This window comes from Enterobacter sp. SLBN-59 (assembly GCF_024807915.1).
In the GTDB taxonomy this organism is placed as follows: Bacteria; Pseudomonadota; Gammaproteobacteria; order Enterobacterales; family Enterobacteriaceae; genus Enterobacter; species Enterobacter asburiae_B.
Genome location: NZ_JANUFI010000001.1, coordinates 1,558,911 through 1,584,619, shown reverse-complemented (window position 1 = coordinate 1,584,619; position 25,709 = coordinate 1,558,911). Strand labels below are relative to the sequence as shown.

The 25,709-nt window shown below is 59.5% G+C and carries 19 protein-coding genes; 10 read left to right on the top strand and 9 right to left on the bottom strand.

Annotation, left to right across the window (positions count from 1 at the left end):
• Positions 1–56 precede the first annotated feature (56 nt).
• The 7 genes from M2422_RS07495 to M2422_RS07465 all read left to right on the top strand — a co-directional run bounded on the left by M2422_RS07495 (position 57) and on the right by M2422_RS07465 (position 9,016).
• The gene (locus tag M2422_RS07495; protein ID WP_032661279.1) at positions 57–1,151 is read left to right on the top strand and encodes an HlyD family secretion protein; all 1,095 of its coding nucleotides are present in this window, start codon (positions 57–59) and stop codon (positions 1,149–1,151) included.
• Positions 1,148–2,719, top strand: a complete 1,572-nt coding sequence (locus tag M2422_RS07490) for a DHA2 family efflux MFS transporter permease subunit (RefSeq protein WP_047061442.1) — start codon at positions 1,148–1,150, stop codon at positions 2,717–2,719. The genes M2422_RS07495 and M2422_RS07490 overlap by 4 nt, the downstream gene beginning before the upstream one ends.
• Entirely contained in the window at positions 2,719–4,242 is a 1,524-nt protein-coding gene (locus M2422_RS07485; RefSeq protein ID WP_064672138.1) for an efflux transporter outer membrane subunit, read from the top strand. The genes M2422_RS07490 and M2422_RS07485 overlap by 1 nt, the downstream gene beginning before the upstream one ends.
• A 102-nt stretch (positions 4,243–4,344) precedes the next feature.
• A complete protein-coding gene (locus M2422_RS07480) occupies positions 4,345–5,385 on the top strand; it encodes an aldo/keto reductase (RefSeq protein WP_064672139.1) in 1,041 nt (346 codons plus the stop codon).
• Between the two features lie 148 nt (positions 5,386–5,533).
• Entirely contained in the window at positions 5,534–6,910 is a 1,377-nt protein-coding gene (locus tag M2422_RS07475; protein ID WP_064672140.1) for a glycoside hydrolase family 1 protein, read from the top strand.
• A 51-nt stretch (positions 6,911–6,961) separates the two neighbouring features.
• Positions 6,962–8,284 carry a PTS sugar transporter subunit IIC gene (locus tag M2422_RS07470; protein ID WP_048976796.1) on the top strand — a complete coding sequence of 441 codons (1,323 nt, stop codon included), beginning with the start codon at positions 6,962–6,964 and terminating at the stop codon, positions 8,282–8,284.
• 15 nt (positions 8,285–8,299) lie between these two features.
• Positions 8,300–9,016 carry a GntR family transcriptional regulator gene (locus M2422_RS07465; protein ID WP_048976797.1) on the top strand — a complete coding sequence of 239 codons (717 nt, stop codon included), beginning with the start codon at positions 8,300–8,302 and terminating at the stop codon, positions 9,014–9,016.
• Positions 9,017–9,058: 42 nt separating this feature from the next.
• Here M2422_RS07465 and ldtB read toward each other — a convergent pair whose 3' ends face one another.
• Positions 9,059–9,979 carry a L,D-transpeptidase gene (gene ldtB, locus M2422_RS07460; protein ID WP_023310896.1) on the bottom strand — a complete coding sequence of 307 codons (921 nt, stop codon included), beginning with the start codon at positions 9,977–9,979 and terminating at the stop codon, positions 9,059–9,061.
• Between the two features lie 222 nt (positions 9,980–10,201).
• Between ldtB and M2422_RS07455 the strand changes: the two genes are divergently transcribed.
• Positions 10,202–11,797: an ABC-F family ATPase gene (locus M2422_RS07455; RefSeq protein WP_039261438.1), complete on the top strand. Its 1,596-nt coding sequence runs from the start codon at positions 10,202–10,204 to the stop codon at positions 11,795–11,797.
• Positions 11,798–11,888: 91 nt separating this feature from the next.
• Here M2422_RS07455 and M2422_RS07450 read toward each other — a convergent pair whose 3' ends face one another.
• Together M2422_RS07450 and M2422_RS07445 are read right to left on the bottom strand one after the other, a co-directional pair.
• Positions 11,889–14,252 carry a glycoside hydrolase family 31 protein gene (locus M2422_RS07450; protein ID WP_064672141.1) on the bottom strand — a complete coding sequence of 788 codons (2,364 nt, stop codon included), beginning with the start codon at positions 14,250–14,252 and terminating at the stop codon, positions 11,889–11,891.
• A gap of 17 nt (positions 14,253–14,269) precedes the next feature.
• On the bottom strand, positions 14,270–15,571 hold the full coding sequence (locus M2422_RS07445; RefSeq protein WP_014883122.1) for an MFS transporter: 1,302 nt from the start codon (positions 15,569–15,571) through the stop codon (positions 14,270–14,272).
• 288 nt (positions 15,572–15,859) lie between these two features.
• Between M2422_RS07445 and M2422_RS07440 the strand changes: the two genes are divergently transcribed.
• On the top strand, positions 15,860–16,933 hold the full coding sequence (locus tag M2422_RS07440; RefSeq protein ID WP_064672142.1) for a LacI family DNA-binding transcriptional regulator: 1,074 nt from the start codon (positions 15,860–15,862) through the stop codon (positions 16,931–16,933).
• Here M2422_RS07440 and M2422_RS07435 read toward each other — a convergent pair.
• The 4 genes from M2422_RS07435 to M2422_RS07420 form a co-directional block, all read right to left on the bottom strand.
• Complete coding sequence (locus M2422_RS07435; RefSeq protein ID WP_064672143.1) at positions 16,930–18,186, bottom strand: DUF1479 domain-containing protein; 1,257 nt, start codon at positions 18,184–18,186, stop codon at positions 16,930–16,932. The two genes, M2422_RS07440 and M2422_RS07435, sit on opposite strands and share 4 nt — an antisense overlap.
• A 149-nt stretch (positions 18,187–18,335) precedes the next feature.
• Positions 18,336–19,151, bottom strand: a complete 816-nt coding sequence (locus tag M2422_RS07430; protein WP_048976801.1) for a Cof-type HAD-IIB family hydrolase — start codon at positions 19,149–19,151, stop codon at positions 18,336–18,338.
• A 166-nt stretch (positions 19,152–19,317) separates the two neighbouring features.
• The gene (locus M2422_RS07425; protein ID WP_064672144.1) at positions 19,318–21,750 is read right to left on the bottom strand and encodes a formate C-acetyltransferase/glycerol dehydratase family glycyl radical enzyme; all 2,433 of its coding nucleotides are present in this window, start codon (positions 21,748–21,750) and stop codon (positions 19,318–19,320) included.
• A gap of 4 nt (positions 21,751–21,754) precedes the next feature.
• Positions 21,755–22,654 carry a glycyl-radical enzyme activating protein gene (locus tag M2422_RS07420; RefSeq protein ID WP_064672145.1) on the bottom strand — a complete coding sequence of 300 codons (900 nt, stop codon included), beginning with the start codon at positions 22,652–22,654 and terminating at the stop codon, positions 21,755–21,757.
• A gap of 128 nt (positions 22,655–22,782) precedes the next feature.
• Between M2422_RS07420 and fsa the strand changes: the two genes are divergently transcribed.
• Entirely contained in the window at positions 22,783–23,445 is a 663-nt protein-coding gene (gene fsa / locus M2422_RS07415) for a fructose-6-phosphate aldolase (RefSeq protein WP_064672146.1), read from the top strand.
• Positions 23,446–23,534: 89 nt separating this feature from the next.
• On the opposite strand, the gene moeB is transcribed toward fsa, so the two are convergent.
• Both moeB and moeA read right to left on the bottom strand, forming a co-directional pair.
• Positions 23,535–24,287: a molybdopterin-synthase adenylyltransferase MoeB gene (moeB, locus tag M2422_RS07410; protein WP_064672147.1), complete on the bottom strand. Its 753-nt coding sequence runs from the start codon at positions 24,285–24,287 to the stop codon at positions 23,535–23,537.
• A gap of 1 nt (position 24,288) precedes the next feature.
• Complete coding sequence (gene moeA, locus M2422_RS07405; protein ID WP_064672148.1) at positions 24,289–25,521, bottom strand: molybdopterin molybdotransferase MoeA; 1,233 nt, start codon at positions 25,519–25,521, stop codon at positions 24,289–24,291.
• Between the last annotated feature and the right edge of the window lie 188 nt (positions 25,522–25,709).

Below are 25,709 nucleotides of genomic sequence, written 5' to 3'. Positions count from 1 at the left end.
AGCTTTAGTGAACGGCATAGTGTGATGCCGCTCACTGACAGGACCGTTGCTGAACTATGGCTGAAGATCAAAACCCGCCTGCTGACGAGCAGGACAAAAACAATAATGAGCGTAAGCGCCCGGGCAAGAAACCGTTAATTATCCTCGGCATTGTCGTGGTGGTGATGGTCGTCGTGGCGCTGGTCTGGTGGTTTTTAACCCGTAACGAAGAGACGACCGACGACGCCTTTACCGACGGCGACGTGGTGACGATTGCCCCCAAAACGGCGGGCTACGTTACCGAGCTGCGCGTGCGCGATAACCAGCGCGTGAAAAAGGGCGATCTGCTGGTGGTTATCGATCCGCGGGACACCACCGCGCAGCGCGATCAGGCTCAGGCCCAGCTTGGGCTGGCTATCGCGCAGCTGCATCAGGCTCAGGCGCAGCTGGCGCTTTCAAAAGTCCAGTATCCCGCCCAGCGTGACGAAGCCAAAGCGCAGGTGCTGAAAGCGCAGGCCGATCTGGCGAACGCGCAGGCAGAGTACCGTCGTCAGCGCGGCGTCGACCCGCGTGCGACCACTCAGCAAAGTATCGATTCCGCGAACGCACAGCTGCGTAGCGCACAGGCGGGGCTGGCCAGCGCTCAGGCGCAGCTGGAAGTGGCAGAGCAGGTCCAGCTGCAAATCCGCCAGCAGGAAACCAACGTTGAAGCGCGCGAGCGTCAGGTCGATCAGGCTAAAGCGCAGCTGGAAACCGCCAACCTTAATCTTTCCTATACCGAAGTCCGCGCCCCGTTCGACGGCGTTGTCACCAAACGCAACGTGCAGCCCGGCACGCTGGTGCAGGCGGGGACGGCGCTATTCTCGCTGGTTTCCCCGAACGTGTGGGTGGTCGCGAACTTTAAAGAGTCGCAGCTCGAGCGCATGAAGCCGGGCGATAAGGTCACCGTGTCCGTCGACGCGTGGCCGGATATGGAGCTTGAAGGGCACGTAGACAGTATCCAGCAGGGCAGCGGCTCGCGCTTCTCCGCCTTCCCGGCAGAAAATGCCACCGGCAACTTCGTCAAAATTGTGCAGCGCGTGCCGGTCAAAATCGTGATTGATAAAGGCCTGGATCCAAACAAACCGCTGCCGCTGGGGCTGTCGGTTGCACCGAAGGTGACGGTGGAATGACGGATCACAGCCACGACAGCTGGAAACCCGCCAGCAATCCGTGGGCGGTGGCGATTGTCGTTACCCTGGCGGTATTCATGGAAATTCTGGACACCACCATCGTCAACGTGGCGCTCCCCCACGTGGCAGGCTCGCTCTCGTCCAGCTATGACGAATCCACCTGGGTGTTAACCAGCTATCTGGTCGCGAACGGCATCGTGCTGCCCATCTCAGCGTTTCTGAGCCGGGTGTTTGGCCGCAAGCAGTTCTTCCTAATTTGCATCGTCATGTTCACCGTCTGCTCGTTCCTGTGCGGGATTGCCACCGAGCTGTGGCAGATCATCCTGTTCCGCGTGATGCAGGGCTTTTTTGGCGGCGGGCTGCAGCCCACGCAGCAGTCGGTGCTGCTCGACTACTTCAAACCCGAAGACCGGGGCAAAGCGTTTGGTCTGTCCTCCATTGCGATTATCGTTGCGCCGGTGCTCGGCCCGACGCTGGGCGGCTGGATCACCGACAACTACTCCTGGCGCTGGGTGTTCTTTATCAACATTCCGGTGGGGATTGTCACGGTGCTGGCGATCTACCAGCTGCTGGAAGATCCGCCGTGGGAGAGCAAATCAAAAGAGAAGCTGACTATCGACTGGACGGGGATCGGCCTGATCGCGCTGGGGCTGGGCTGTCTGCAGGTGATGCTCGACCGGGGAGAAGATGAGGACTGGTTCTACTCGAACTTTATCCGCACCTTCGGCGTGTTGACGCTTGTCGGCATTATCGGCGCCATCTACTGGCTGGTGTATGCCAGAAAGCCGGTGGTGGATCTGCACTGCATGAAGGACCGCAACTTTGCCATCTCCAGCCTGCTGATGGCGGGGATGGCGATGATTTTGTACGGCAGCTCGGTGGTGATCCCGCAGCTGGCGCAGCAGGACCTGGGCTACACCGCTACCTGGTCGGGGCTGGTGCTGTCGCCCGGGGCGGTGCTGATCGTATTAACTATCCCACTGGTGCTGAAGCTGATGCCGGTGGTGCAGACGCGCTGGATCATCGCCTTTGGCTTTACCTGTCTGGCGGTGTCGTTCTTCTGGTCGCGCACGCTGACGCCGGATATCGACTTCGAAACCCTGGTGCTGTTTCGCAGCGCCCAGTCGATAGGGCTGGGGTTCCTGTTTGTGCCGCTCACGACGATTGCGTTTATCTCGATACCGAGGCGGCTGAATGCCGATGCGGCGGCGCTGTTTACCATGTTCCGCAACGTAGCGGGCTCGATTGGCATATCCCTTTCGACGGCGGCCATCACCGAACGCGCGCAGGCGCACAGCGCGCACCTTGCGTACCACGCCTCGCCGCTTAACGAGCAGTTCCAGCAGGCGATACGCGAAAGCGCCCAGGCGATCCAGAACTTCACCACCCAGGTGGGCGACCCCACCGGCATCGCCACCGGACGCATGTACCAGACCATGATTGAGCAGTCACGCATCCTGGCCTACATCGACGTCTTTACCATCCTGAGCGCGGTGGCCTTGTTACTGATTCCGTTTTGTTTGTTGCTCTCGCCGGTTAAGAGCGAGGGGAGTGCAGGAGCACATTGATGATACACAGACGTTTACACCCCCTGATGATAATGATGCTGCTGGCGGGCTGCGCCGTCGGGCCTGACTACCAGCAGCCTGCGCCGCCCGCCGTTACGCACTGGAACGATAAGGGCGACAGCGCGGTGAAATCGCAAACTACTTCCGCTGCGACCAATCCGCGCTGGTGGAAGACCTTCGGCTCGACGCAGCTGGACAGCCTGGTTGAGCGCGCCATTGCCGGAAACCTGACGTTGCAGCAGACGGTGCTGCGCATCGCCGGGGCGCGAGAGCAGATTAATCAGGCGGGCGGGGCGTTTTATCCGTCGGTCAACGGCAATCTGCAGGCGACGCGCCAGCAGCTTGGCCTGGAAGGAGAGCTGAAATCCCATGGCGTGTATGACCAGGTGGATAGTATCGATCCCAACCTGAAGGGCGCGCTGGGGCCGCTGACGCAGCCGATTAACCTCTACCAGGGCAGCTTCGACGCCCAGTGGGAAATCGACCTGTGGGGCAAGGTGCGTCGTCAGGTGGAAGCCGCCGAAGCGCAGCAGAAAGCGGCTATCGAGCAGCGTAACGACGCGCTGGTGTCGCTGGAGGCCGAAGTGGCGCGCGCGTGGCTCCAGCTGCGCGGGGCGCAGAGCATTATCGCCACGCTGAACACCCAGATTAAAAGCGCGCAGCAGACGCTGGATCTGACCGAAAGCCGCCAGCAGGGCGGGCTGTCGCCGCAGATGGACGTGGAAAACGCCCGGGCGCAGTTAGGCAACCTTGAGGCACAGCTTCCGCAATATCAGGCGCAGGAGCGGCAGGCGATGAACGGCCTGGCGATCCTGCTCGGCAAGCCGCCAGGGGCGCTGGATGCGGAATTGCAAAGCGTGCAGCCGATGCCGGCCCTGCCGGATATTGTGCAGACCGGCATTCCGTCCACGCTGGCGCGACGCCGTCCGGACGTGCGCGAAGCGGAGGCGAACCTCCACGCCGCCACGGCGCAAATCGGCGTCTCGGTGGCGGAGCTGTTCCCGAGCTTTACGCTCTCCGGGCAGTTTGGCCTGCGCAACAGCGAAACCAACTGGCTGACCGACTGGAGCAGCCACTTCTACAGCTTCGGCCCGCAGGTCTCCATTCCCATCTTCCAGGGCGGTCGACTGGTCTCCAGCGTCAAGGTGGCGCGCGCGCAGCAGGGGGCGGCGGTGCTGGACTATCGCCAGACGGTGCTGACCGCGCTCGGCGATGTTGAAAACGCGCTGGTGAGCTATCGCACCGACCAGCAGCGTGAAGCGGGTCTCGCAAAAACGATCGACGCCCTGCAAAACGCCTTTGATTTAGCGAGCGACAGCTACCGGCAGGGGATCGCCAGCTTTATCGACGTGCTGGACGCCCAGCGTCAGCTGGCGCAGGCCCAGCAGCAGCGCGCGCAGGCGCAGGTGCAGAGCGCGCTCGATCTGGTGGCGCTCTACAAGGCCCTCGGCGGCGGCTGGGAGCCGTATCAGCAGGTGCAATTACCAGAATACAGCGTCTTTGGCGACGCCCCGCGCGGATAAATTCAGAGGATTGGGCAAGAAACGGACAGGAACACCACATTCGCGATGGCTGAGGGGCGGGTATAACTATCGGGTACCCAATCGACATGCGAGGAATAAGTTATGCGTTATCAAAAACTGGGCAACACCGGTCTGTTTGTTTCTGAACTGTGCCTCGGCACCATGACCTTCGGCGGCGAGGGCGGCATGTGGGGCAAGATTGGCCAGCTCCAGCAAAGTGAAGCCGAGCAGCTGGTGGGCCGCGCGCTGGATGCCGGGATCAACTTTATCGACACCGCGGACGTTTACTCGGAAGGACGCTCGGAAGAGATCACCGGTCAGGCGCTGAAAAACCTGAAGATCCCTCGCGAGAACGTGGTGGTCGCCACGAAAGTGTTCGGCGAAACGGGAACGGCAGGGGTGAACTCGCGCGGCAGCTCGCGCTATCACATCATCAGCAGCGTGAAGGAGAGCCTGCGCCGCCTGCAGCTCGATCATATCGATCTCTACCAGCTTCACGGCTTCGACCCCGCAACGCCGATTGAAGAAATGCTCTACGCGCTGGATAACCTGGTGCAGCACGGCCACGTGCGCTACATCGGCGTCTCGAACTGGGCGGCGTGGCAGATTGCCAAAGCGCTCGGTATTTCTGAACGTCTTGGGCTGGCGCGTTTCGCGTCGCTGCAGGCGTATTACACCATTGCCGGACGCGATCTTGAGCGCGAACTGGTACCGATGATGCAGAGCGAAGGCGTCGGGCTGATGGTCTGGAGCCCGCTGGCGGGCGGTCTGCTGAGCGGAAAATATGGCCGCGACGGTCAGAGTGAAGCCGGCGGTCGTCGTCTGGAGTTTGACTTCCCGCCGGTGAACAAAGATCGCGCCTTCGACTGCGTGGACGTGATGCGCACTATCGCCGAAAGGAAGGGCGTCTCCGTCGCGCAAATCGCGCTGGCGTGGCTGCTGCATCAGAAAGCGGTGACCAGCGTCATCATTGGGGCGAAACGCGTCGAACAGCTGGACGACAATATCGCCGCGACCGGGATCCGCTTAAGCGAAGACGAGCTTAAGCAGCTTGATGCGGTGAGCGCGCTGCCGCGCGAATACCCGGGCTGGATGCTGGAGCGGCAGGGGGAATATCGCCGCAATCAGCTCGCGCAACAATAACCTTCCTTGCCCCGGTAGTGCATCGCTAACCGGGGCTTTTTTTCCCGCATTGCTCACAAAAAACGATCCTCCTCTTTGATCCCCATTTCATCTTCGCCTATATGACTAGTCATGAAATTTTAAATGACTAGTCATATAGGGAGAGAGCATGAACAATTCGCTGCCGGCCAATTTTTTATGGGGCAACTCGGTGTCCAGCATGCAGACGGAAGGCGCATGGAACGAGGGTGGGAAGGGGATGTCGGTTTACGACATTCGCGAAGCCGGGGAGAACGTATCCGACTGGAAAGTCGCGACCGACTCCTACCACCGCTACCGGGAAGATTTCGACCTGATGCAGGATCTGGGCATGAACTGCTACCGCTTTCAGATCTCATGGAGCCGCGTCTGCCCGCAGGGCGACGGCGCGTTCAACGACGAAGGCATCGCGTTTTACGACCGCTTTATTGACGATCTCATCGCCCGCGGCATCGAGCCGATGGTCTGCCTGTACCATTTCGATATGCCGCTGGCGCTGGCGCAGGAGTACAACGGCTTCAACGACCGCCGCGTGATGGAGGCCTTTATCCGCTACGGCAAAAAGATGATCGACTGCTATGGCGACCGCGTGAAGTACTGGCTGACCTTCAACGAGCAGAACATCTTCCATATGCCGGAAGCGTTCCGCATTTCCGGCTATATGCACGGCGACAAAACCCTGCGCGAGCTTTACGAGCTGCAGCACCATACGATGGTGGCGCACATGGCGCTGACCGAGTATCTGCATCAGACCAGGCCCGGCCAGCTGATGGGCGGCATGCTGGCGCACCAGCTGATCTACCCGGCCACCTGCAAACCGCGCGATATCTTCTGCGCCCAGCAGTACGACGAGTTCCTCAACCAGAACCTGCTGCGCGTCTTCGCAGGGCAGGGCTACAGCCCGGCGGTGATGGCGGTGGTGGAGCTGGAGGGCTTTGGCGATATCTACCGCGCCGAGGATTTAGCGCTGCTGGCGCGAACTAAAAACGACTATATGGCCTTCAGCTACTACGCCAGCAAAACGCTGGACAGCGATGCGATCCCGGAAGGCACGCCGGTGAACTATTACCTGCTGCACGGCGAGAAAAACAATCCGTACCTGAAGGCCACCGAGTGGAACTGGCAGATCGATCCGCTGGGCTTTCGCACCATCATCACCCGCTACGCCAACGACTGGCGGATGCCGGTCTTCCCGATCGAAAACGGCATCGGGGTGATTGAGTCCTGGGACGGCGTCAATCCGATTGAGGACACCTACCGCATCGACTACCACCGGGCGCATATCAATGCCATGAAGGAGGCGATGTTCGAGGACGGGGCAGAGGTGATCGGCTACCTCGGCTGGGGGTTAATCGACATTCTCAGCTCCCAGGGCGACATGCGTAAGCGCTACGGCGTGGTCTATGTCAACCGGGAAAACCACGACCTGAAAGACCTGAAGCGCGTGCCGAAGAAGAGTTACGCGTGGTTAAAACAGGTTATCCATACCAACGGACGCGAGATGTAAGCCGTACGCTGCCGGGCCGTTTTTGTGACTGATTGATGGGAACTATCCGCTATGTCTGAAACAAAAATAACACCGCACATGCAGTCTTTTGTCGATAAGTTTGTTGAGTTCTCGGCGCGCCTGGCTAATCAGGTGCACCTGCGCTCCCTGCGCGACGCCTTCGCCACGGTGATGCCGATTTTCATCCTCGCCGGTCTGGCGGTGCTGGTGAACAACGTGGTATTTCCGTGGATTTTTCACGGCGACACGCTCGCGCAGTTTAAGGTGTGGGGCGAGGCGATTATCAACGGCACGCTGAACATCGCCGCGCTGCTGCTGGCCCCGATGATTGCCTGGTCGCTGGCGCGCAACAAAGATTTCGACAATCCGGTCTCGGCAGTGGTTATCGCCGTCAGCAGCTTCATCATCATGATGCCGATGCGCCTGCAGATTACGCCCGTCGGCAGCGATGCCGCGGTGAACATCACCCAGGTGCTGACGTTCACTAATATTGGCTCAACCGGGATTTTCGCCGGGGTGCTGATCGGGTTGCTCTCAACGGAAGTGTTTATCGCCATTTCGCGCCTGAAGGCGCTGCACATTTCCCTCGGAGAAAACGTGCCTCCGGCGGTGAGCAAATCCTTTACCGCGCTGATCCCGACCATCCTCACGCTCTCCCTGTTCGCGGTGCTGGCGGCCGTGCTGGCAAACGTGCTGCACACGGACCTGATCCATCTTATTACCACTTTTATCCAGCAGCCGCTGCGGCTGATCAACACCAGCCTACCGGGGACGATTTTTATCTACAGCTTCGGTAACTTCCTGTTCACGCTCGGTATTCATCAGTCAGTCGTTAACAGCGTGGTGCTGGAGCCGTTCCTGCTGATCAACACCAACGAGAACATGCTGGCTTTCGCCAACGGCCAGCCCATCCCGCATATCATCAACAACATCTTCGTGCCGACGTTTGGCATGGTGGGCGGCACGGGCAGCACGATATCGCTGCTGATCGCCATCTTTATCTTCTCCCGACAAAAATCGGCGAAGCAGGTGGCGCGTCTGTCGCTGGCGCCCGGTCTGTTCAACATCAACGAGCCGGTGATTTTCGGCCTGCCGATCGTGTTTAACCTGCCGCTGATGATCCCGTTTGTGCTGCTGCCCGCCATCGGCATTTACTTCGCCTGGCTCTGTACCACGCTGGGGCTAATGTCGCGCTGCGTGGTGATGATCCCCTGGACCACGCCGCCCATTCTCAGCGCCTGGCTGGCCACGGCAGGGGACTGGCGGGCGGTGGTGGTGCAGTTGGCAATCATCGTATTTGGTGTATTCTTCTACCTGCCTTTCCTCAAGATTGCCGAGAGAGTGGCGTTGAAAAACAGCGGGATAGAAAACTAACTGAAAGGAAGGACGATGGCGGCGAAGTACATCACCATAGCGCGGGAAATTAAGAAACGCATTATCAGCCAGCAGTACGCCGCCAATGAACCCCTGCCGGACCAGTTTGCGCTGGCGGCGGAGTTCAACTCCAGCCGGATGACCATTCAGCAGGCGATGCGCCAGCTGATCGTCGAAGGTCTGGTCTATACCCGCCAGGGCCAGGGCACGTTCATCCGCAAAAACTTCCTTCAGCTCTCGCAGTGGGACCTCTCCGGCAGCGACTACTTTGGCGCGACCAAAACCTGGGCGCATCTGGGCACGGTGACCAGCCGGGTAGTGCATTTCGAGCTGCGCTTCCCGAACGAAAAAGAGCAGGCGTCGCTGATGATTAACGCCGATGCGCCGATCTATGACTTCATTCGCCTCCGTTTGCTGAACGGCGAACCGATGTCGCTGGATTCCACGGTGATGCCGATGAATCTGGTGCCGGGCCTGACGAAAAACCATCTTGAAGGTTCAGTGTTCCAGTACGTGCAGGAGACGCTGGGGCTGAAAATTATGGGGTCGTATCGGGTTGTGCGGGCGCTTAAGCCCAACGCGCTGGACAGGGAGCATCTGGTCTGCGAGCAGACCGATCCCGTACTGGAAGTGGAGCAGGTGATTTATCTGGAGGACGGCACGCCGCTGGAGTATGCCCACTGCCACTATCGGTACGACCACGGCGGGATCGTGATCGTGAATAACGGATAAAAAAAAGCGGGCAACGAGGCCCGCTTTTTTAATGCTTCGCTATCAGTTCAAACGCACCGGCATACCGGAGCGGTTCTGCACGGCCTGGTCAACAATCGCCGTTTCTACGTCTGGCTGAGAAGTCACCGCCTGTACCGCGCTATTCAGCGTAACAGGGACGATTTCGTTGTTGTTGATCTGGTCTTCGCTGGTGGACAGCGGGTTGTGCACTTCGATGTAGCGGCTGCCGTCTGGCTCAGAGGTCGCTTTCACCGGTTCGTTGATGAACTGCACGCGCGTACCGACCGGCACGTTTTCGAACAGGAATTTGATGTCGTCGTTACGCAGGCGCACGCAGCCGTGGCTTACGCGCAGGCCGATACCGAAGTTGGCGTTGGTACCGTGGATAGCGTAAAGGCGGCCAATGTACAGCGCGTACAGACCCATAGGGTTATCCGGGCCTGCCGGTACAACGGCTGGCAGCGGTTCGCCCGCAGCGATGTATTCCGCGTGCATTTTGGCAGTCGGCGTCCAGGTTGGGCCCGCTTTCTTACGCTCAACCTTGGTGGTCCAGTTCATCGGGGTGTCTTTACCCAGCTGGCCGATACCGATTGGCAGCACGATAACGGTGTTGGTGCCTTTCGGATAGTAATACAGACGCATTTCGGCGCTGTTAATCACGATACCTTCATGAACGGTATCCGGCAGGATCAGCTGCTGAGGAATATTCAGCACGGTACCCGCTTTCGGCAAATACGGGTCAACGCCCGGGTTCGCTTCCAGCATGTTAGACAGGCCCAGCTGGTACTGCGCAGCGAAATACTCCAGTGGCTGAGAGTTACCTTCTGGTACCGTCACAACCTGGTTCTGGCCTACCAGACGGCTACCGTCTGTTGGCAGGGGATACGTCACCGCAGACGCGGTCTTACAAAAACCTACTACGGCTAACGCCGCCGCTAAAAGCGTTGTTAATTTCATGTTCATGTTGTGCGAGGTATCTAAGCCATTCTGGCGATGAGTTGATAAGTCTGAATCTGTGATGGGAGCGCATTATATGTGCATTCCCGCTAACAGGGAATTCAGATGTGTACGAAATCACATTTTTTTCGATTTTGTTAAAGTTTAGTGGATTGCCGCAACACGGGATCTCAATTCGGAATTGTGGCATAATGCCGCGTTTATCACACTTTTCGCAGGAATCTCCCCGTGTTAGTTACCAGCAACGTCACTATGCAGTTTGGCAGTAAGCCGCTGTTCGAAAACATTTCCGTCAAATTTGGCGGCGGCAACCGTTACGGCCTGATTGGTGCCAACGGTAGCGGAAAATCCACCTTTATGAAGATCCTCGGCGGTGACCTGGAGCCGACGCTCGGTAACGTATCGCTCGACCCTAACGAGCGTATCGGTAAGCTGCGTCAGGATCAGTTCGCCTTCGAAGAGTTCACCGTGCTCGACACCGTGATCATGGGGCATGGGGAACTGTGGGAAGTGAAGCAGGAGCGCGATCGCATCTACGCGCTGGCCGAAATGAGCGAAGAAGACGGCTATAAAGTAGCCGACCTGGAAACGCAGTACGGCGAGATGGACGGCTACTCGGCGGAAGCGCGCGCGGGCGAGCTGCTGCTGGGCGTAGGCATTCCGGTTGAACAGCATTACGGCCCGATGAGCGAAGTGGCGCCAGGCTGGAAGCTGCGCGTGCTGCTGGCACAGGCGCTGTTCTCTAACCCGGACATCCTGCTGCTCGACGAACCGACGAACAACCTGGACATCGACACCATCCGCTGGCTGGAGCAGACGCTGAACGATCGCGACAGCACCATGATCATCATCTCGCACGACCGTCACTTCCTGAACATGGTCTGTACGCACATGGCGGATCTGGACTACGGCGAGCTGCGCGTTTACCCGGGCAACTACGACGAGTACATGACGGCGGCTACCCAGGCGCGTGAACGTCTGCTGGCGGATAACGCCAAGAAGAAAGCGCAGATTGCTGACCTGCAGTCCTTCGTCAGCCGCTTTAGCGCCAACGCCTCTAAGTCGCGTCAGGCGACCTCGCGTGCCCGTCAGATCGACAAAATCAAGCTGGACGAAGTTAAAGCCTCCAGCCGTCAGAACCCGTTCATCCGCTTCGAGCAGGACAAGAAACTGTTCCGTAACGCGCTGGAAGTGGAAGCCCTTGAAAAAGGCTTTGAGAACGGTCCGCTGTTTAAAAAATTCAACCTGCTGCTGGAAGTGGGCGAGAAGATTGCCATCCTCGGTGCCAACGGTGTGGGTAAATCCACCATGCTGAAAACCCTGGTCGGCGAACTGCAGCCGGACAACGGCACCGTGAAGTGGTCTGAAAACGCGCAGATTGGCTACTACGCGCAGGACCATGAATACGAGTTCGAAAACGACCTCACCGTCTTTGACTGGATGAGCCAGTGGAAGCAGGAAGGCGACGACGAGCAGGCGGTACGCAGCATTCTGGGTCGTCTGCTGTTCAGCCAGGACGACATCAAAAAGCCGGCTAAGGTGCTCTCCGGTGGTGAGAAGGGCCGCATGCTGTTCGGCAAGCTGATGATGGAAAAACCAAACATCCTGGTGATGGACGAACCGACTAACCACCTGGACATGGAATCTATCGAATCCCTGAACATGGCGCTGGAGATGTATCAGGGTACCCTGATCTTCGTCTCTCACGACCGTGAGTTCGTCAGCTCGCTGGCGACCCGCGTGATCGAAATTACGCCAGAGCGCGTGGTGGACTTCACCGGTAATTACGAAGATTACCTGCGCAGTAAAGGTATCGAGAACTAAAAAAAAGCCGGGTGGCGGCTTCGCCTTACCCGGCCTACGTTCTGTTCCCTCTCCCCGTGGGAGAGGGTTAGGGTGAGGGCATCGGGCCGCACTAGACCACCCACTCGCCCCCTTCGACCCCGTTCACCAGCAGCGTACGTTTTTCCCCTGCAGGCAGCGACACCTTAAGCGATTTCCACGCCGGACGATAATCCCCGCGCGCGTTGACCTTCAGGTTGATGGTTGCGCCGTCGCACACCATTTCCCACTCCACCCACAGCGCGTTGCCGTTCTGGTAGCCCCAGCTTTCGCCGTCGTCTTCAAACAGCATTCCGGTGGTCGTGCCGACGCCCTTTACCGGGAACAGCTTCAGCTCGCGGGTCGTATCTTTTTCGGCATTCACATGCGTAATGCGTTCGCTCAGCGGCAGAGCGGCACCGGCGCGCACCAGCAGCGGCAGTTTTTCCAGCGGCGCGTCGAGGACGATCGACTGGCCGCCCGCATACCACGCGTGGGTGTAAAAATCATACCAGCCGGTGTCGTTATCCGGCAGCCAGACGCGGCGCTCGCGCTGCCCGGCTTCGACGACGCTGGCCACCAGCAGGTCGCGGCCCAGCAGGAAGTCATCGCACTCCTCAAACGTCTGCGCATCGTGTTCGTGGTCGAGGAAGGTCGGGCGCAGCATCGGCTCGTCGTCGGCGTGCGCCTGCCAGAGCAGGGTATAGAGGTACGGCAGCAGGCGGTAGCGCAGCTCAACCGCGCCGCGAATGGCTGGCGTGACGCCCGGGTACATCCACGGCTCGTTCACGGTGTGGTCATCGTTCCACGAGTGAATGGTAAAGCGCGGGTGCATCACGCCGTTCTGCACCCAGCGCACGAACAGCTCGGCGTCCGGCTTGTCGCCGGAGAAACCGCCGACGTCGTGACCGACGTTGAACAGACCGGACAGGCTCATGCCCAGACCCATGCGGATGTTATAGCGCAGGGTGTCCCAGCTGGTGCGGTTGTCGCCGCTCCAGGTCTGAACGTAGCGCTGCATCCCGGCGCAGCCGGAGCGGGAGATCAGGTACGGACGTTTTTCCGGCGCGAAACGCTGCTGCGCTTCCAGCGAGGCGCGCATCATCAGCAGCGGCATCACCGGGCGAATGTGCTTGATGGCGATCTCTTTGCCGAAGCCAAAGCAGCGCGCCTCCCCGTCCCACACTTCATATTCGTTGTTGTCGTTCCAGGTAGAGTCGATGCCCATCTCCAGCAGCTGCGTGGTGACGCCGTTCTGCCACCACTGCACCGTCTGCGGGTTGGTAAAGTCGAGGTGCGAGCCTTCGTCATCCCAGAAGCTGGAACGTTCCGGTGCATCGGTTTCTGAATCGCGAATGAACAGGCCGCTCTCCGCCACTTCGTTATAGCGCGGATGGTCCTGCAGCAGGCACGGCTTGATGTTTGCCGCCAGCTTCAGCCCCGCGTCGTGGAAGGCCTGGCTCATCACCTTCGGCTGCGGCACCTTGTCATAGTTCCAGTTGAAGACGTAGCGCTTGCCGTTGATAGAGGTATAGCCGGAGGAGAGCTGGAACGAGTCGCACGGAATGGCGTGCTCTTCGCACAGGCGGATGAAGTTCATCAGCTGGTTTTGCGCGTCCGGCGCGTCGGTGTAGTGCATGGTCGAGCCGCTGTAGCCCAGGCTCCATTTCGGTCCGAACAGCGTTTTCCCGGTCAGGCGCACGAAGGCTTTGGTGACGTCCAGCACGCGCGTGCCGGTAAAGATGTAGTAATCGATGTCGCCCGCTTCCGCCTGCCAGCGACGATAGGCGGTGTGGTAGTTGTCGATTTCGTTACCCAGATCCAGCCAGCAGCTGCTCAGGTTGTCGTAGAACAGGCCGTAGCTCACGTCGTCGCGGCGGGCGATAGTGAACGGAATATGCTTGTAGAGCGGGTCGGTGCTGGCCGCGTTGTAACCCATTGCGTCGAGGTTGCGCATCTCATAGCGCTTGCCGTTGCGCTGCAGATCGCCCGCTTTTTCGCCCAGGCCGTAGAAACGCTCGTCCTTGCGGCGGCTGAGGTAGTGCGCCACGCCGTCGCCGTGGGCGTTCAGCAGGTAGGCGCTGGTTGGACGGTCGTTGACCAGCGGCTGCCACTCGCCCGCCTCATTGCGGTAGTGCCACTCCAGCCACAGCGGCTGATGGACCGTCACGCGCAGCTGTTCGGTTGCCACCGTGAGCGTCTCATCCTGCTGCGTCAGGGTCCAGGCCGGGCAGGAAAAACCGCTTATATCCTCACGACGGCGGCCTTCCCACGGCACGTCTTTTTCCGGCGCGATGCTCCAGGTGCGGTCCAGCGCCAGCTCGCCTTTGCGTTTAATCAGCACGCGGAACAGGTTCTCTTCCAGCACATACAGGCACAGGCGGTGCTGGTTATCGACCAGCAGTTCCAGATGGTTTGCCGACTGCGTATCTACGGTCCAGTTTTTCAGGGTTTTCATATGCAATACATCCACTATCAGGCGCGCTTGGCGCGACGTTCAGCAATAAATGCTACCAGGAAGACAGCGCCAATCAGGTCAAAGAAGCCCATGGCAATAAAGAGCGGGTTAAAGCCGATTTTGTCGGCGGTCACGCCGATTAACAGCGAGAACAGGAAGCTGGCGATCCACGCCGCAGAGCCGCGCATGCCGTTGACGGTCGCCATCTGGCCTTTGTCGAACGACTCAACGACCAGGGCGCTCAGCATGCAGGAGATAATCTGGTGCCCGAAACCGCCGATGGAGATCAGCACGATGGTGATATACGGGTCGCGGGTAATGGCCACGATGCCCAGAGAGATCATCAGGAACGCGCCCGTCACGGAGCTGGCAACGACCGAGTTAACGCGCGAGCAGCCGAACAGACGGGTGTACAGACGCGTCAGGTAGCCGCTCGCCACGCTGCCGAGGTCGGCGGCGAGGAACGGCAGCCAGGCAAACATCGCAATCTGCTTCAGATCCATGCCGTGCTCTTTGGCGAGATACAGCGGCACCCAGAAGCTCAGCACCGCCCAGGCCGGTTCCGCCATAAAGGCCGGGATGGCGATACCGTAGAAGCGTTTGTTTTTCGAGACGGTTTTCAGCGCGGTCAGGAAAGGCAGTTTCACCGCAGGCGGTTCGTTATCCTGCTTGATAAATGCCAGTTCGTCCTTGCTCAGGTTCGGGTGCTGCTCCGGGTTGTGGTAGAACGCCCACCAGAGGATCACCCACAGCAGCGCCAGCACGCCGGTAAACATAAACGCACCCTGCCAGCCGAACGACGCGTGAGCAAAGTAGATGATAGGCGGGGCCAGCATCGCGCCGATGGAGAATCCCACGCCAGCCCAGCCAGCGGCAACGGGTCGCTCTGATTTCGGGAACCATTCGCCGATGGTTTTGGCGTTTGCAGGGGTAGCGGCGGCCTCAGAGGCACCCATAAAGAAGCGCAGAATAGCGAGGTGCAGCCAGCTTCCGGCGCCCGCGTGGAAAATACACATCAGCGCCCAGATCCCGGCGCAGACCATAAAGCCAATCTTCAGGCCGATGACGTCAATCAGCCAGCCGCACAGGGGCTGGAAAATGGTATAGGCGATCTGGAACGCGCCGACGATCCAGGAGTATTGCTCGGTGGTGATCCCGAGGCTCTCTTTCAGTTCCGGGGCGAGGATCCCGAGTGAGTTACGGGTGATGTAGTTAACGGTGACGCCAAGTAAGAACAGCACCAGCACGTACCAGCGCAGGTTCTTGATGACGCGACGGGTTTTGCTTGTCGCTACGGTGTTATTGATGTCCTGACTCATTTTACTCTCCACAAGACGGACGGTAAGGGGACGGAGGTTCAGGTGTCACACGGATTTTTATGCCTTTGATTTCTATCCGTTTAAAATGCTTAAGTTGGTATACAACTAGTATGGAAGTTGTGTGACAAGTTCACCTTAAGGAAGAAAATGAGTGGGCAAAAGTGGATTTTGTGCAAAATTTCTCATAACTGACGTAAACCCTCTGGCATGATGCCCTTTATGTCAGCTATTGCCTGACCAATACGCTATGAAAATTTTTTCATTTCGCAAATGGAGCCAGATCACAAAATGGACAAAAGGCTAAAAATCAGCGAAATCGCGGCCCGGACGCAGCTCTCGATCAGCACCGTGTCACGAGTGCTGGCGGGAAAAGCGAATACCAGTGAGAAAGCGCGCGCGAAGGTGCTGGCGTGCGCGCGGGAGCTGGGGGTGATGGACGGCATGGCGGCAGGGCGTCTGCTGCTTAACAGCCTGGTGGTTTTTGCCCCGCAGCGGGCGTTTGACGAGCGGTCCGACATCTTTTACTACCGCGTGATCCAGAGCGTGAGTAAAGGCCTGGCGTCCCACGATGTGCGTCTTCGCTACTGCGCGCTGGAGGAGAACGACAGCGACGCCCAGCTGTTTCTGGCACGCATGAACGAAGCGGACACTCAGGCGGCAATCCTTCTTGGCATCGACGATCCCCATATCCACGATCTGGCGGTGGACGTGGGTAAACCCTGCATGCTGATTAACTGCCGCGACCGGCACATGCGTCTGCCTGCCGTCGCGCCGGATCATCGCGCCATTGGCGAACGGGCGGCGGAATATCTGTTCGAAATGGGACATCGTGAGGTGATGAACGTGCTGTGCCTGCGCCGCTACACCATGGAGCTGCGCCTGGCGGGGATCCGCGACGCGTGGCAGTCTCACAACCTGAAATTCAACGATAAACGCGATCTGCTGGTGGTGCCCAGCTTCAGCGCGCGCGAAACGGAACAGATGGTCAGCAGCTGGCTCAGTGAAGTGCAGGGGAAGGATTTACCGACCGCGTTCCTGGTCGGCGGCGACTTTATGGCGGCGGGCACCATTAGCGCATTACAAAACCACGGCCTGCGCGTGCCGCAGGACGTGTCGGTGATGAGCATTGACGGCTTTAACCTGGCGGCGATTCAGGATGTTCCATTAACGGCGGTGCACGTTCCGCGCGATGAGCTGGGAACCGAAGCGGTATATATGCTCCAGCAGCGGCTGATGCGCCCGGACGCGCCGGTCGGGACGTTACTGCTTAACGGCACGCTGGCCGTGCGGGAATCGGTACGGCGGATACGTCAGGGGAAACGACGCACCGCCGTAGAGCGGGAAGGGCTGTACGACAGTTAAACCATGCCCAGCGCGCGCTTGCCGTGGATGTTGAGATCGTTCACGGTAAAGCGGCCCTGCCAGCTTTTTTCATAATCCTCGCGCGGGAAGTCTCCCGGCGACGCGCCGGTTTCAAGCGCTTCCTTGACCTTTTTCGCGTAGGCGAGGTTTTTCTCGCACATCGGCGCGGCAGGGATGTACATCACGTTGCCCCAGCCCTGCTGATTTTCTACCGGCGCGACGGAATGGATCACATCGCAGTGCCACCACACGGAATCGCCCGCCTCGAGTGCCGGAATGCTGGTCAGCGCCTCGATCAGCAGCGGGTGCCACTTCTCGGAAACCGGCAGGACGCGCCCCGGCGCCACGCCGCACAGCTCGTCTTCCGGCACGTCGTCCAGCAGCGGCCGCAGCAGAATGTAGGCCATCGCTTCCGGGATTGGCACCACGTGCAGCAGCCCCTGACCTGGGATCATATCCGACAGCGCCGTCCAGCCCTGGAAGGTGCGGAACACCGAGCATTTGGTGGTGTTATCGACGGTGTACTCTTCCACTTCGGTACGGTGCGCGGCGTTCCACGGATCGTATTTCTCGACGTTGCCGTCAAACACGCGGGCGAACACCTGTTGATAAGCCGGAAGCAGCCAGCGCTCCAGCGCGCCGGAGTCGGTATGCGCGCCCAGTCCTTTCGAGGTCGTTCCCGGCGGGCGGCGGCGGATACGGTCCGGGTAAATCACGCTCACGTCCGGGTCGAACCACTGCTTGCCGTTGCTCTCGAATGTCCACAAACGGTTCAGGAACGACTGCACCTGCGCCATCTCTTCGCTCTGGCGCGCCTGCATCTGCGCCTGAGACCAGTAAATCGGGTAAATCTCCGGACGAGAGGCCGTCAGGGTGCCGAAGAAGTTATCGCCCGGGCCTTTGTAGACCTCGTCAAACTTGTTCAGATCGAGGTAGTCGAGCATCGACTGATCCCACGCCAGCGCCTGCTCGCGCGGGAAGTGACCTTTAATCACCGCGCAGCCGCGGCGTTTAACGGCCTCGCGCTGTGCGTCGGTAATGGTGCCGTTTTTCACATCCGCAAACGGGATCACCGGCCAGACGGATTCGCCTTTGTTCTTAAGCGCGTTGATTTCCGCCACGCGGGTGGCAATTTTGTCGCTGAGCTTATTAAATACCGCCTGCACGTCGCCGATCTGCGCGCGCAGCTCACGTTTTAACTGACGGATTGCCGCTTTGTGATCCGCTGGCAAAGTTTCACTGGTAAAGGTCATAACTGCCTCGCATCTTTCATTCGAAAGTAAAAATGTCTACAAGTGATACTTTAAGTTAAAAATAAGTTAATGCAAGTTTAAAAACTTGACGCAAGCCACAGGTCGGAAAAAGAGTGAGAGGCCGGAGCGACGCTCCGGCGAGGAGAGGATCAGACGTCGAACGGGGAATGGTTGTCGAGCACGGCCTGGATGACGTTCAGCGCGCCCTGATGGTTGTTGTCATCGGTGCCGTAGCGGCTGATTTCTTTGATGCTCTCTGCCGCGTTGCCCATCGCAAAGGAATATTTCACCAGCTTCAGCATCTCGGCATCGTTGCCGCTGTCGCCAATGGCCACGCACTCCTGCGGGGAGATTTTCCAGCGTTTCAGCAGACGGCTAATGCCGTTGGCCTTGTGCAGGCCGGGGATAATCAAATCGACAAAACCAAAGCCGCTGGTGACCGGCTTCATGATGCCGTCCAGGGAGACGTGCAGTTTATCCACCAGATTAGGGATATCGCTGTCCGGCAGGTTCAGAGAGAACTTAAACAGCACGTCGTCAATTTCGCGGTAATCGCTGATGCGCTTTAAGCGGTGATAGTGCTTTGACATCAGCGCCACGAATTCTTCAGGAGCCTGGTCGCTGACCCAGGCGCTCTCCAGCCCGCAGGCCACGAAGTTCAGTCCTTTATCTTTCAGCAGTTCGCCAATCACGATCTGCGATTCATGACGCGTCAGCTCGCCGTGGAAAATCTGTTCGCCGCGATCGAACACCAGCGCGCCGTTTTCCGCCACGAAGGAGATCCGGTCTTTCAGCTCCGGAAAGAAGGAGATGAGCTGGTAATACTGGTTGCCGCTGGCGACAACGAATTCAATGTCGCGGGCTTTAAGCTGTTCAAACTGTGCCTGGAAGCGGTCACGATCGTACTGCTTGGCATCATCAAGGAAAGTTCCGTCCATATCGGTGACGATAACTTTAACGGTCATACTGTGCTCCTGGATCACTGCGTTTTGAAACATTCTAATAACAAGGTGACGGGGAGCACAAATTTAATTTCGAATGAAAGTCAGAAAGCCGGGTGGCGGCTTCGCCTTACCCGGCCTACGGGGAGACAATGTAGGCCCGGTAAGCGAAGCGCCACCGGGCGTTTTTTTACAGCGTGTGCTCAGTACGGGCGATAATATCGTCCTGCGCATCCGGCGACAGGGCGGTGAAGAACGCCGAGTAGCCCGCGACGCGCACCACCAGGTCACGATACTGGTCAGGATGTTTCTTCGCTTCCAGCAGCGTTTCGCGCGAGACGATGTTGTACTGGATATGCCAGCCTTTATGCACCTCGAAGAAGGTGCGCAGCAGCACCATCAGCTTCTGGCGATCGCTGTCGTTTTCCAGCGTCGACGGGTTCAGCTTCTGGTTCAGCAGCACGCCGCCGAGAATCGCTTCCGTCGGCAGTTTACCCACCGAGCCAATTACCGCCGTCGGGCCGAGGTGGTCCGTACCGGAGGCCGGGCTTGCTCCTTCCGCCAGCGGGGTGTGCGCCTTACGTCCGTCCGGGGTGGCCATCGTTGCCGCGCCAAACGGCACGTTTGCGGAGATGGAAGAGGTGCCCGCGTAGTAGTTACCTCCAATCGGGCCGCGGCCGTGGCGAGGGTTGTGGTACTGCTTCAGCTCTTCAATGTAGGTCTGGTAGGCGCGCGTCAGCAGCATGTCCACGCTGTCGTCGTCGTTGCCGTACTTCGGCGCGCCGTTGATCAGACGCTGGCGCAGCTGCTCGTGGGTCAGCCCGTCGAAGTCATCCGCCAGCGCCGCCGCCAGCTGCTGCTGACCAATAGTGCCCTGTTCGAACACCAGCTTCTTCACCGCAGCCAGGCTGTTGCCGAGGTTGGCGATGCCCACCTGCAGGCCGGAGACCCAGTCATACTTCGCGCCGCCCTGCTTGATGCTTTTCGCGCGCTCGATGCAGTCGTCCACCAGCGCCGAGCAGAGAATGTCGTGGACGTTCTCTTCCAGCATGGTATCCACCACGTACTCAATCTCGATAGATTTGCGGGTGTAGTAGCGGATCTGGCTGTCCCACGCCGCCATCACTTCGTCGAAGTTTTCGAAGTTACCGGCGGAGAGCGCTTTCTCCTGCGGCAGGAACACCTTGCCGCTGGTGGCGTCGCGCCCGCCTTCCAGCGCGGCCAGCATCACGCGGGCGAAGTTGATAAAGCTCATGCCGGTGCAGCGATAGCCCCACTTGCCGCCCACCGCGGTTTCGATACAGCCGATGGCCGCGTAGTCGTAGGCGTCGTCGCGTTCAACGCCGAGCTTGATGAATTCCGGAATGACGATTTCATCGTTGTTGAACGCGGGCATCCCGAAGCCGCAGCGGATCACCTGCACGCAGGCGTCGAGGAAGTCGTTGCTCATGCCCGCGTGGTAGCGCACGCTCAGGTTCGGCTGGGTTGAGCGCAGGCGACCGCACGATTCCAGAATCGCGTAGGAGAGCGGGTTCACCGCGTCCATCGGCTCACCGTTGACCAGCTTCTGGCCGCCGATGGTGACGTTCTGGTACAGCGGGCTACCGGCGGAAGCCTTGGAGTGCGAGCCGGAGCGGATTTTGTTCACTTCCAGCAGCTTCAGCCAGCAGCTGTGCAGCAGCTCGATGGCGTGTTCGCGGTCGAGGCTCTGGTTCAACTCGACGTCGCGGCGGTAGTACGGATAGAGATACTGGTCCATACGCGCGAAGGAGACGGAATGGCCGTTTGACTCAATCTGCAGGATCAGCTGAATGAAGTAGCACAGCTGCAGCGCCTGCCAGAAGGTTTTTGGCGGCTCGTGGGCAATGATGTCGCAGTTTTCCGCCATCGCCAGCAGCTCGTCGCGGCGGCTTTCGCGGGTTTCAGTGGACGCCATTTCACGCGCCAGATTGGCAAAGCGTTTGATGTGCAGGCTTACGGCTTCCAGCACGATATCGATCGCCTTCAGGAACTGGTCGCCGTGCAGATCCTCCAGCACCGTCAGGTTGATGCGCGTGCGGCGCTCGGCCACCTTAGCGCGCAGGCCGTCGAGGCCTTTCTCCAGCACCAGCGGGAAGTTAACGGCCAGGTGCGCGTCGCCGGAGGTCATGTTGCCTTCGGCTTTGATAATGCCGGTTTCCAGCAGGCCTTTTTGCTCGTCGGTGAACATGCCATAGCAGCGGTCCTGCACCGTCTGGCCGCGCCACCACGGGCAGATGTCGTGCAGCACGCGCTTGTTCTCTTCGCTCACCGCAAAGCCCGCGCCCGGGCGGTCCGCCAGATCGTCGATCTCTTTCTCAATCCAGGAAACGGTGTATTCCGGGAAAATCGGCGCGGCGCGCACTTCGCTTGCCTGGTTACCGATAATCAGCTCGTCGTGTTTGATCCAGATGGTACGTTCCGCCAGGTGATGCGCCAGCGCCAGAGCGCGACGCACAGGGATCGGCTTGTCCATGTGCTGCTGGTACATTTCGGTGTAATGCTGGGCGCGCTCGGTACAGACCGGCGGCTTAACGATATGCACCAGCGCCGTTTTGTGCGCTTTAATGCGCTCGCTGAGGGTGTTGAGATTCAGGGTTGTCATAGGTTTATCCTCGTAAGGTCGCGGTTAACCCTTTCTGGCAGGCGTACTGCTGCGCGAAGTCCAGCAGGGCAGGGTTATCCAGCGGTTTGTCAGGGGCAGAGTAGGCTTGGCCGAGCAGGGTGTATTTGTTCATGCCCAGCGTGTGATACGGCAGAAAATGAATATCGTCGACGCCGAGCTCGTCGGCGGCGAAGTTGGTAATGGCGGTGATGGACGCTTCGTCAGCGTTAAAGCCCTGGATCAGCGGCACGCGAATGGTGATTTTTTTCCCGGCGGCGGCAAGGCGCTTCAGGTTATCCAGGATCCGCTTGGCCGAACCGTCCGTCCACTGTTTGAACACCTCACCGTCGACATGCTTCAGGTCGGCGAGGAACAGATCGACGTACGGTAATGACGGCTCGATGTAGTGCCACGGCACGTGAAGGCAGGTTTCCACGGCGTTGTGGATCCCCTGTTCGTGGCTGGTTTTAAACAGGGCGTGCGCCAGCTCAGGGTTCATAAACGGCTCGCCGCCGGAGAGGGTGATCCCGCCGCCGCTGCGGTCGTAAAAGGGTTTATCGCGCAGTACGGTCGCCATGATCTCCTCGACCTGCTGCTCTTCACCGCAGACGGTCAGCGCCTGCGTCGGGCAGCAGTCACTAAGGGCGTTGAGCGTCGCTTCATCAAGCTTCTCACGATGAATGACCAGCCCGTTCAGCGCGCGTTCGATGCAGCCCGGCGCCGCCTGCTGGCACAGGTCGCAGCCGTCAAGGCACAGGCGCGCATCAAACAGCACGTCCCGGCTGCGGGAGCGGCTTTCCGGGTTCTGGCACCAGCGACAGCCCAGCGAGCAGCCTTTCAGGAACACCACGGTTCTAATACCGGGGCCATCGTGGGTAGAGTAACGCTGAATATTGAAGATCATGATTTTGCCTCTCGCATTGCATATGAAGATTAAATTACTTTCGAATGAAAGTTATCTTGATGCAGGTCAACTACTGAGCAGGTTTTGTCGTGATAGGGTAAGTGCAGGCTAAATTTGAGGGTGACATCATGGAACTTTATCTCGACACATCTGACGTTGCGGCAGTCAAAAAGCTGGCGCGCATTTTCCCGCTGGCGGGCGTAACCACCAACCCAAGCATTGTGGCGGCAGGTAAAACGCCGCTGGACGTTTTGCTGCCAGCGCTGCACGACGCGCTGGGCGGAAAAGGCCGTCTTTTCGCCCAGGTGATGGCGACCACCGCCGAAGGGATGGTGGAGGACGCGCGTAAGCTGCGCGCCATCATCAACGACCTGGTGGTAAAAGTGCCGGTGACCGCCGAAGGGCTGGCGGCGATCAAGATGCTGAAAGCGGAAGGGATCCCGACGCTGGGTACGGCGGTTTACGGTGCTGCGCAGGGGATGCTCTCCGCGCTGGCGGGCGCGGAGTATGTAGCGCCTTACGTTAACCGCCTGGACGCGCAGGGCGGGGACGGGATCCAGACCGTGGTTGAACTGCAACAGCTGCTGACGCTGCACGTACCGCAGTCAAAGGTGCTGGCCGCGAGCTTTAAAACGCCGCGTCAGGCGCTGGACTGCCTGCTGGCAGGGTGCGAGTCCATCACGCTGCCGCTGGACGTGGCGCAGCAGTTTATTACCTCTCCGGCTGTGGATGCGGCGATTGTGAAGTTTGAGCAGGACTGGCAGGGCGCGTTTGGACGGGCGTCGATCTGACGGGTGCGGCCTGATGCCCTCACCCCAACCCTCTCCCACAGGGAGAGGGAGCAAACACTAAAACGGCAACCTGAAGGTTGCCGTTTGCTTTAACCTCCGCAAACCTCACACCCCGGGTTACGCATCAGCTTCATTTCGCGGAACTGGCAGGTCATCGCGTCATACATTACGATTTTCCCCGCCGCAGGCGTGCCGTAGCGCGCCAGCACTTTGATCGCTTCCATCGCCTGCAGGGAGCCAATCACGCCGACCAGCGGCGCCATCACGCCCGCTTCAACGCAGGTCAGCGCGTTCTCGCCGAACAGGCGGCTCAGGCAGCGGTAGCAGGGTTCACCTTCCGCGTACGTGAAAACGCTGATTTGCCCCTCCATGCGGATCGCCGCGCCGGAGACCAGCGGGATTTTGTGGGCAAAGCAGCCCGCGTTCAGCTGGTTACGGACCGTGACGTTATCGGTGCAGTCCAGCACCAGGTCGTGCTGTGCAATCTGCGCGGACAGCGCCTCGTCATCCAGCATCGCGTCAATCAGGGTGAACTGAACGTTGGGGTTGATGCGCGCCAGCGCCGTGCGGGCAGAATCCACCTTCGGCTGGCCAACCGTCGCATCGCTGTGCAGCGTCTGGCGCTGCAGGTTAGACACCGACACGGTATCAAAATCCAGCAGCGTCATTCTGCCCACGCCCGCCGCGGCAAGATACTGCGCGGCGGCGCAGCCCAGGCCGCCCAGACCAACAACCAGCACGCTTGCTGCCTTAAGCGCTTCCTGACCTTCGAAATCAAACCCGCGCAGCACAATCTGGCGGTTGTAGCGCATCATCTCCGGGTCGCTCAGCTCCACCGTCATGTCAGCCTCCGAACAGGTGGTTAAAACGCTCGATCTCAACCCACTCGCCTGCTTCCACATTGCCGCGCTCGCGCTCCAGGACGATAAAGCAGTTGCCCTGGCTGAAGGAGCTGAAAATGTGTGAGCCCTGGTGCCCGGTGGTGCTCACTTCGAGCTCTCCGTCCGCGTTGCGCGCCAGAATGCCGCGCTGGAAATCGAGGCGGCCCGGCGATTTTTTCAGGCGCGTGGCGGCGCGCACGCGCTGGCGTTCCGGCAGCGGGCTGGCGCTGTTGCCGGAAAGCTTCGCCAGCAGCGGGATCGCCAGCTGGTAGAAGGTGAGTGCCGCCGAGACCGGATTACCCGGCAGGCCGCAGAACCAGCCGCGCGTGAGCTTGCCAAACGCGAACGGTTTGCCCGGCTTGATGGCCAGCTTCCAGAAGGCGATTTCCCCCAGCTCTTCGAGGATGGTTTTGGTGTAATCCGCTTCGCCCACGGAGACGCCGCCGGAGCTGATGACCACGTCGGCTGCGTTATCCGCCTCGATAAACGCGGCGCGCAGTTTTTCCGGATCGTCAGGAATAATGCCGAGGTTAATCACCTCGCAGCCCAGCTGCTCCAGCATCAGGTGTACCGCCAGGCGGTTGGTGTCGTAAATCTGACCGTCCTGCAGCGGCTGGCCCGGAAGCTGCAGCTCGTCGCCGGTGGAGAAAACGGCCACGCGCACTTTACGGATAACGTCGATTTCAGCCACGCCGAGCGACGCCAGCACCGGCAGCTCACCTGCCGTCAGCTTCTGCCCGGCGGCAAAGACCGTCGCGCCAAGGGTGATATCTTCGCCCGTGCGGCGGATGTTCTGGCCCGCTTTAACGTTCGCGGTAAAACGCACGCCGTCGTCGGCCTGTTCGGTCTCTTCCTGCATTACCACGGCGTCGCAGCTGGCCGGAACCGGCGCGCCGGTCATGATGCGTACGCAGGTGCCCGCAGGCCATTCACCGTTAAACGGCTGGCCCGCAAAGGCTTTACCTGCCACCGGCAGGGCGTTACCCGTCTGGAGATCCGCCAGGCGTACCGCGTAACCGTCCATCGCGGAATTATCAAACCCCGGCACGTTAAGCGGAGAGACGATATCGCGCGCGGCAATACGGCCAAAACAGCGCACGAGGGGCAGCGTCTCAACGTCATGCAGCGGGGAAACTCGGTCAAGCATCTGCGTGAGTGCCGTCTCAAGCGGCATCAGTCCGGCGGTAAAATCCATGGTGGGCTCCTGCGGAGTAACAACGAAAGCGGCCATTATGGCAGAAAAGTGCGGCTAACTGTATGACCCGATGGGTGTACGCTTTACATCACAGTTACGTCTTTCTATATTCAAAAATCATCTGAAGTTTCATCGACGATAATGATATTTATAGAAAAAGCCGCAAATCAGGCTAACGGGTGATGCGA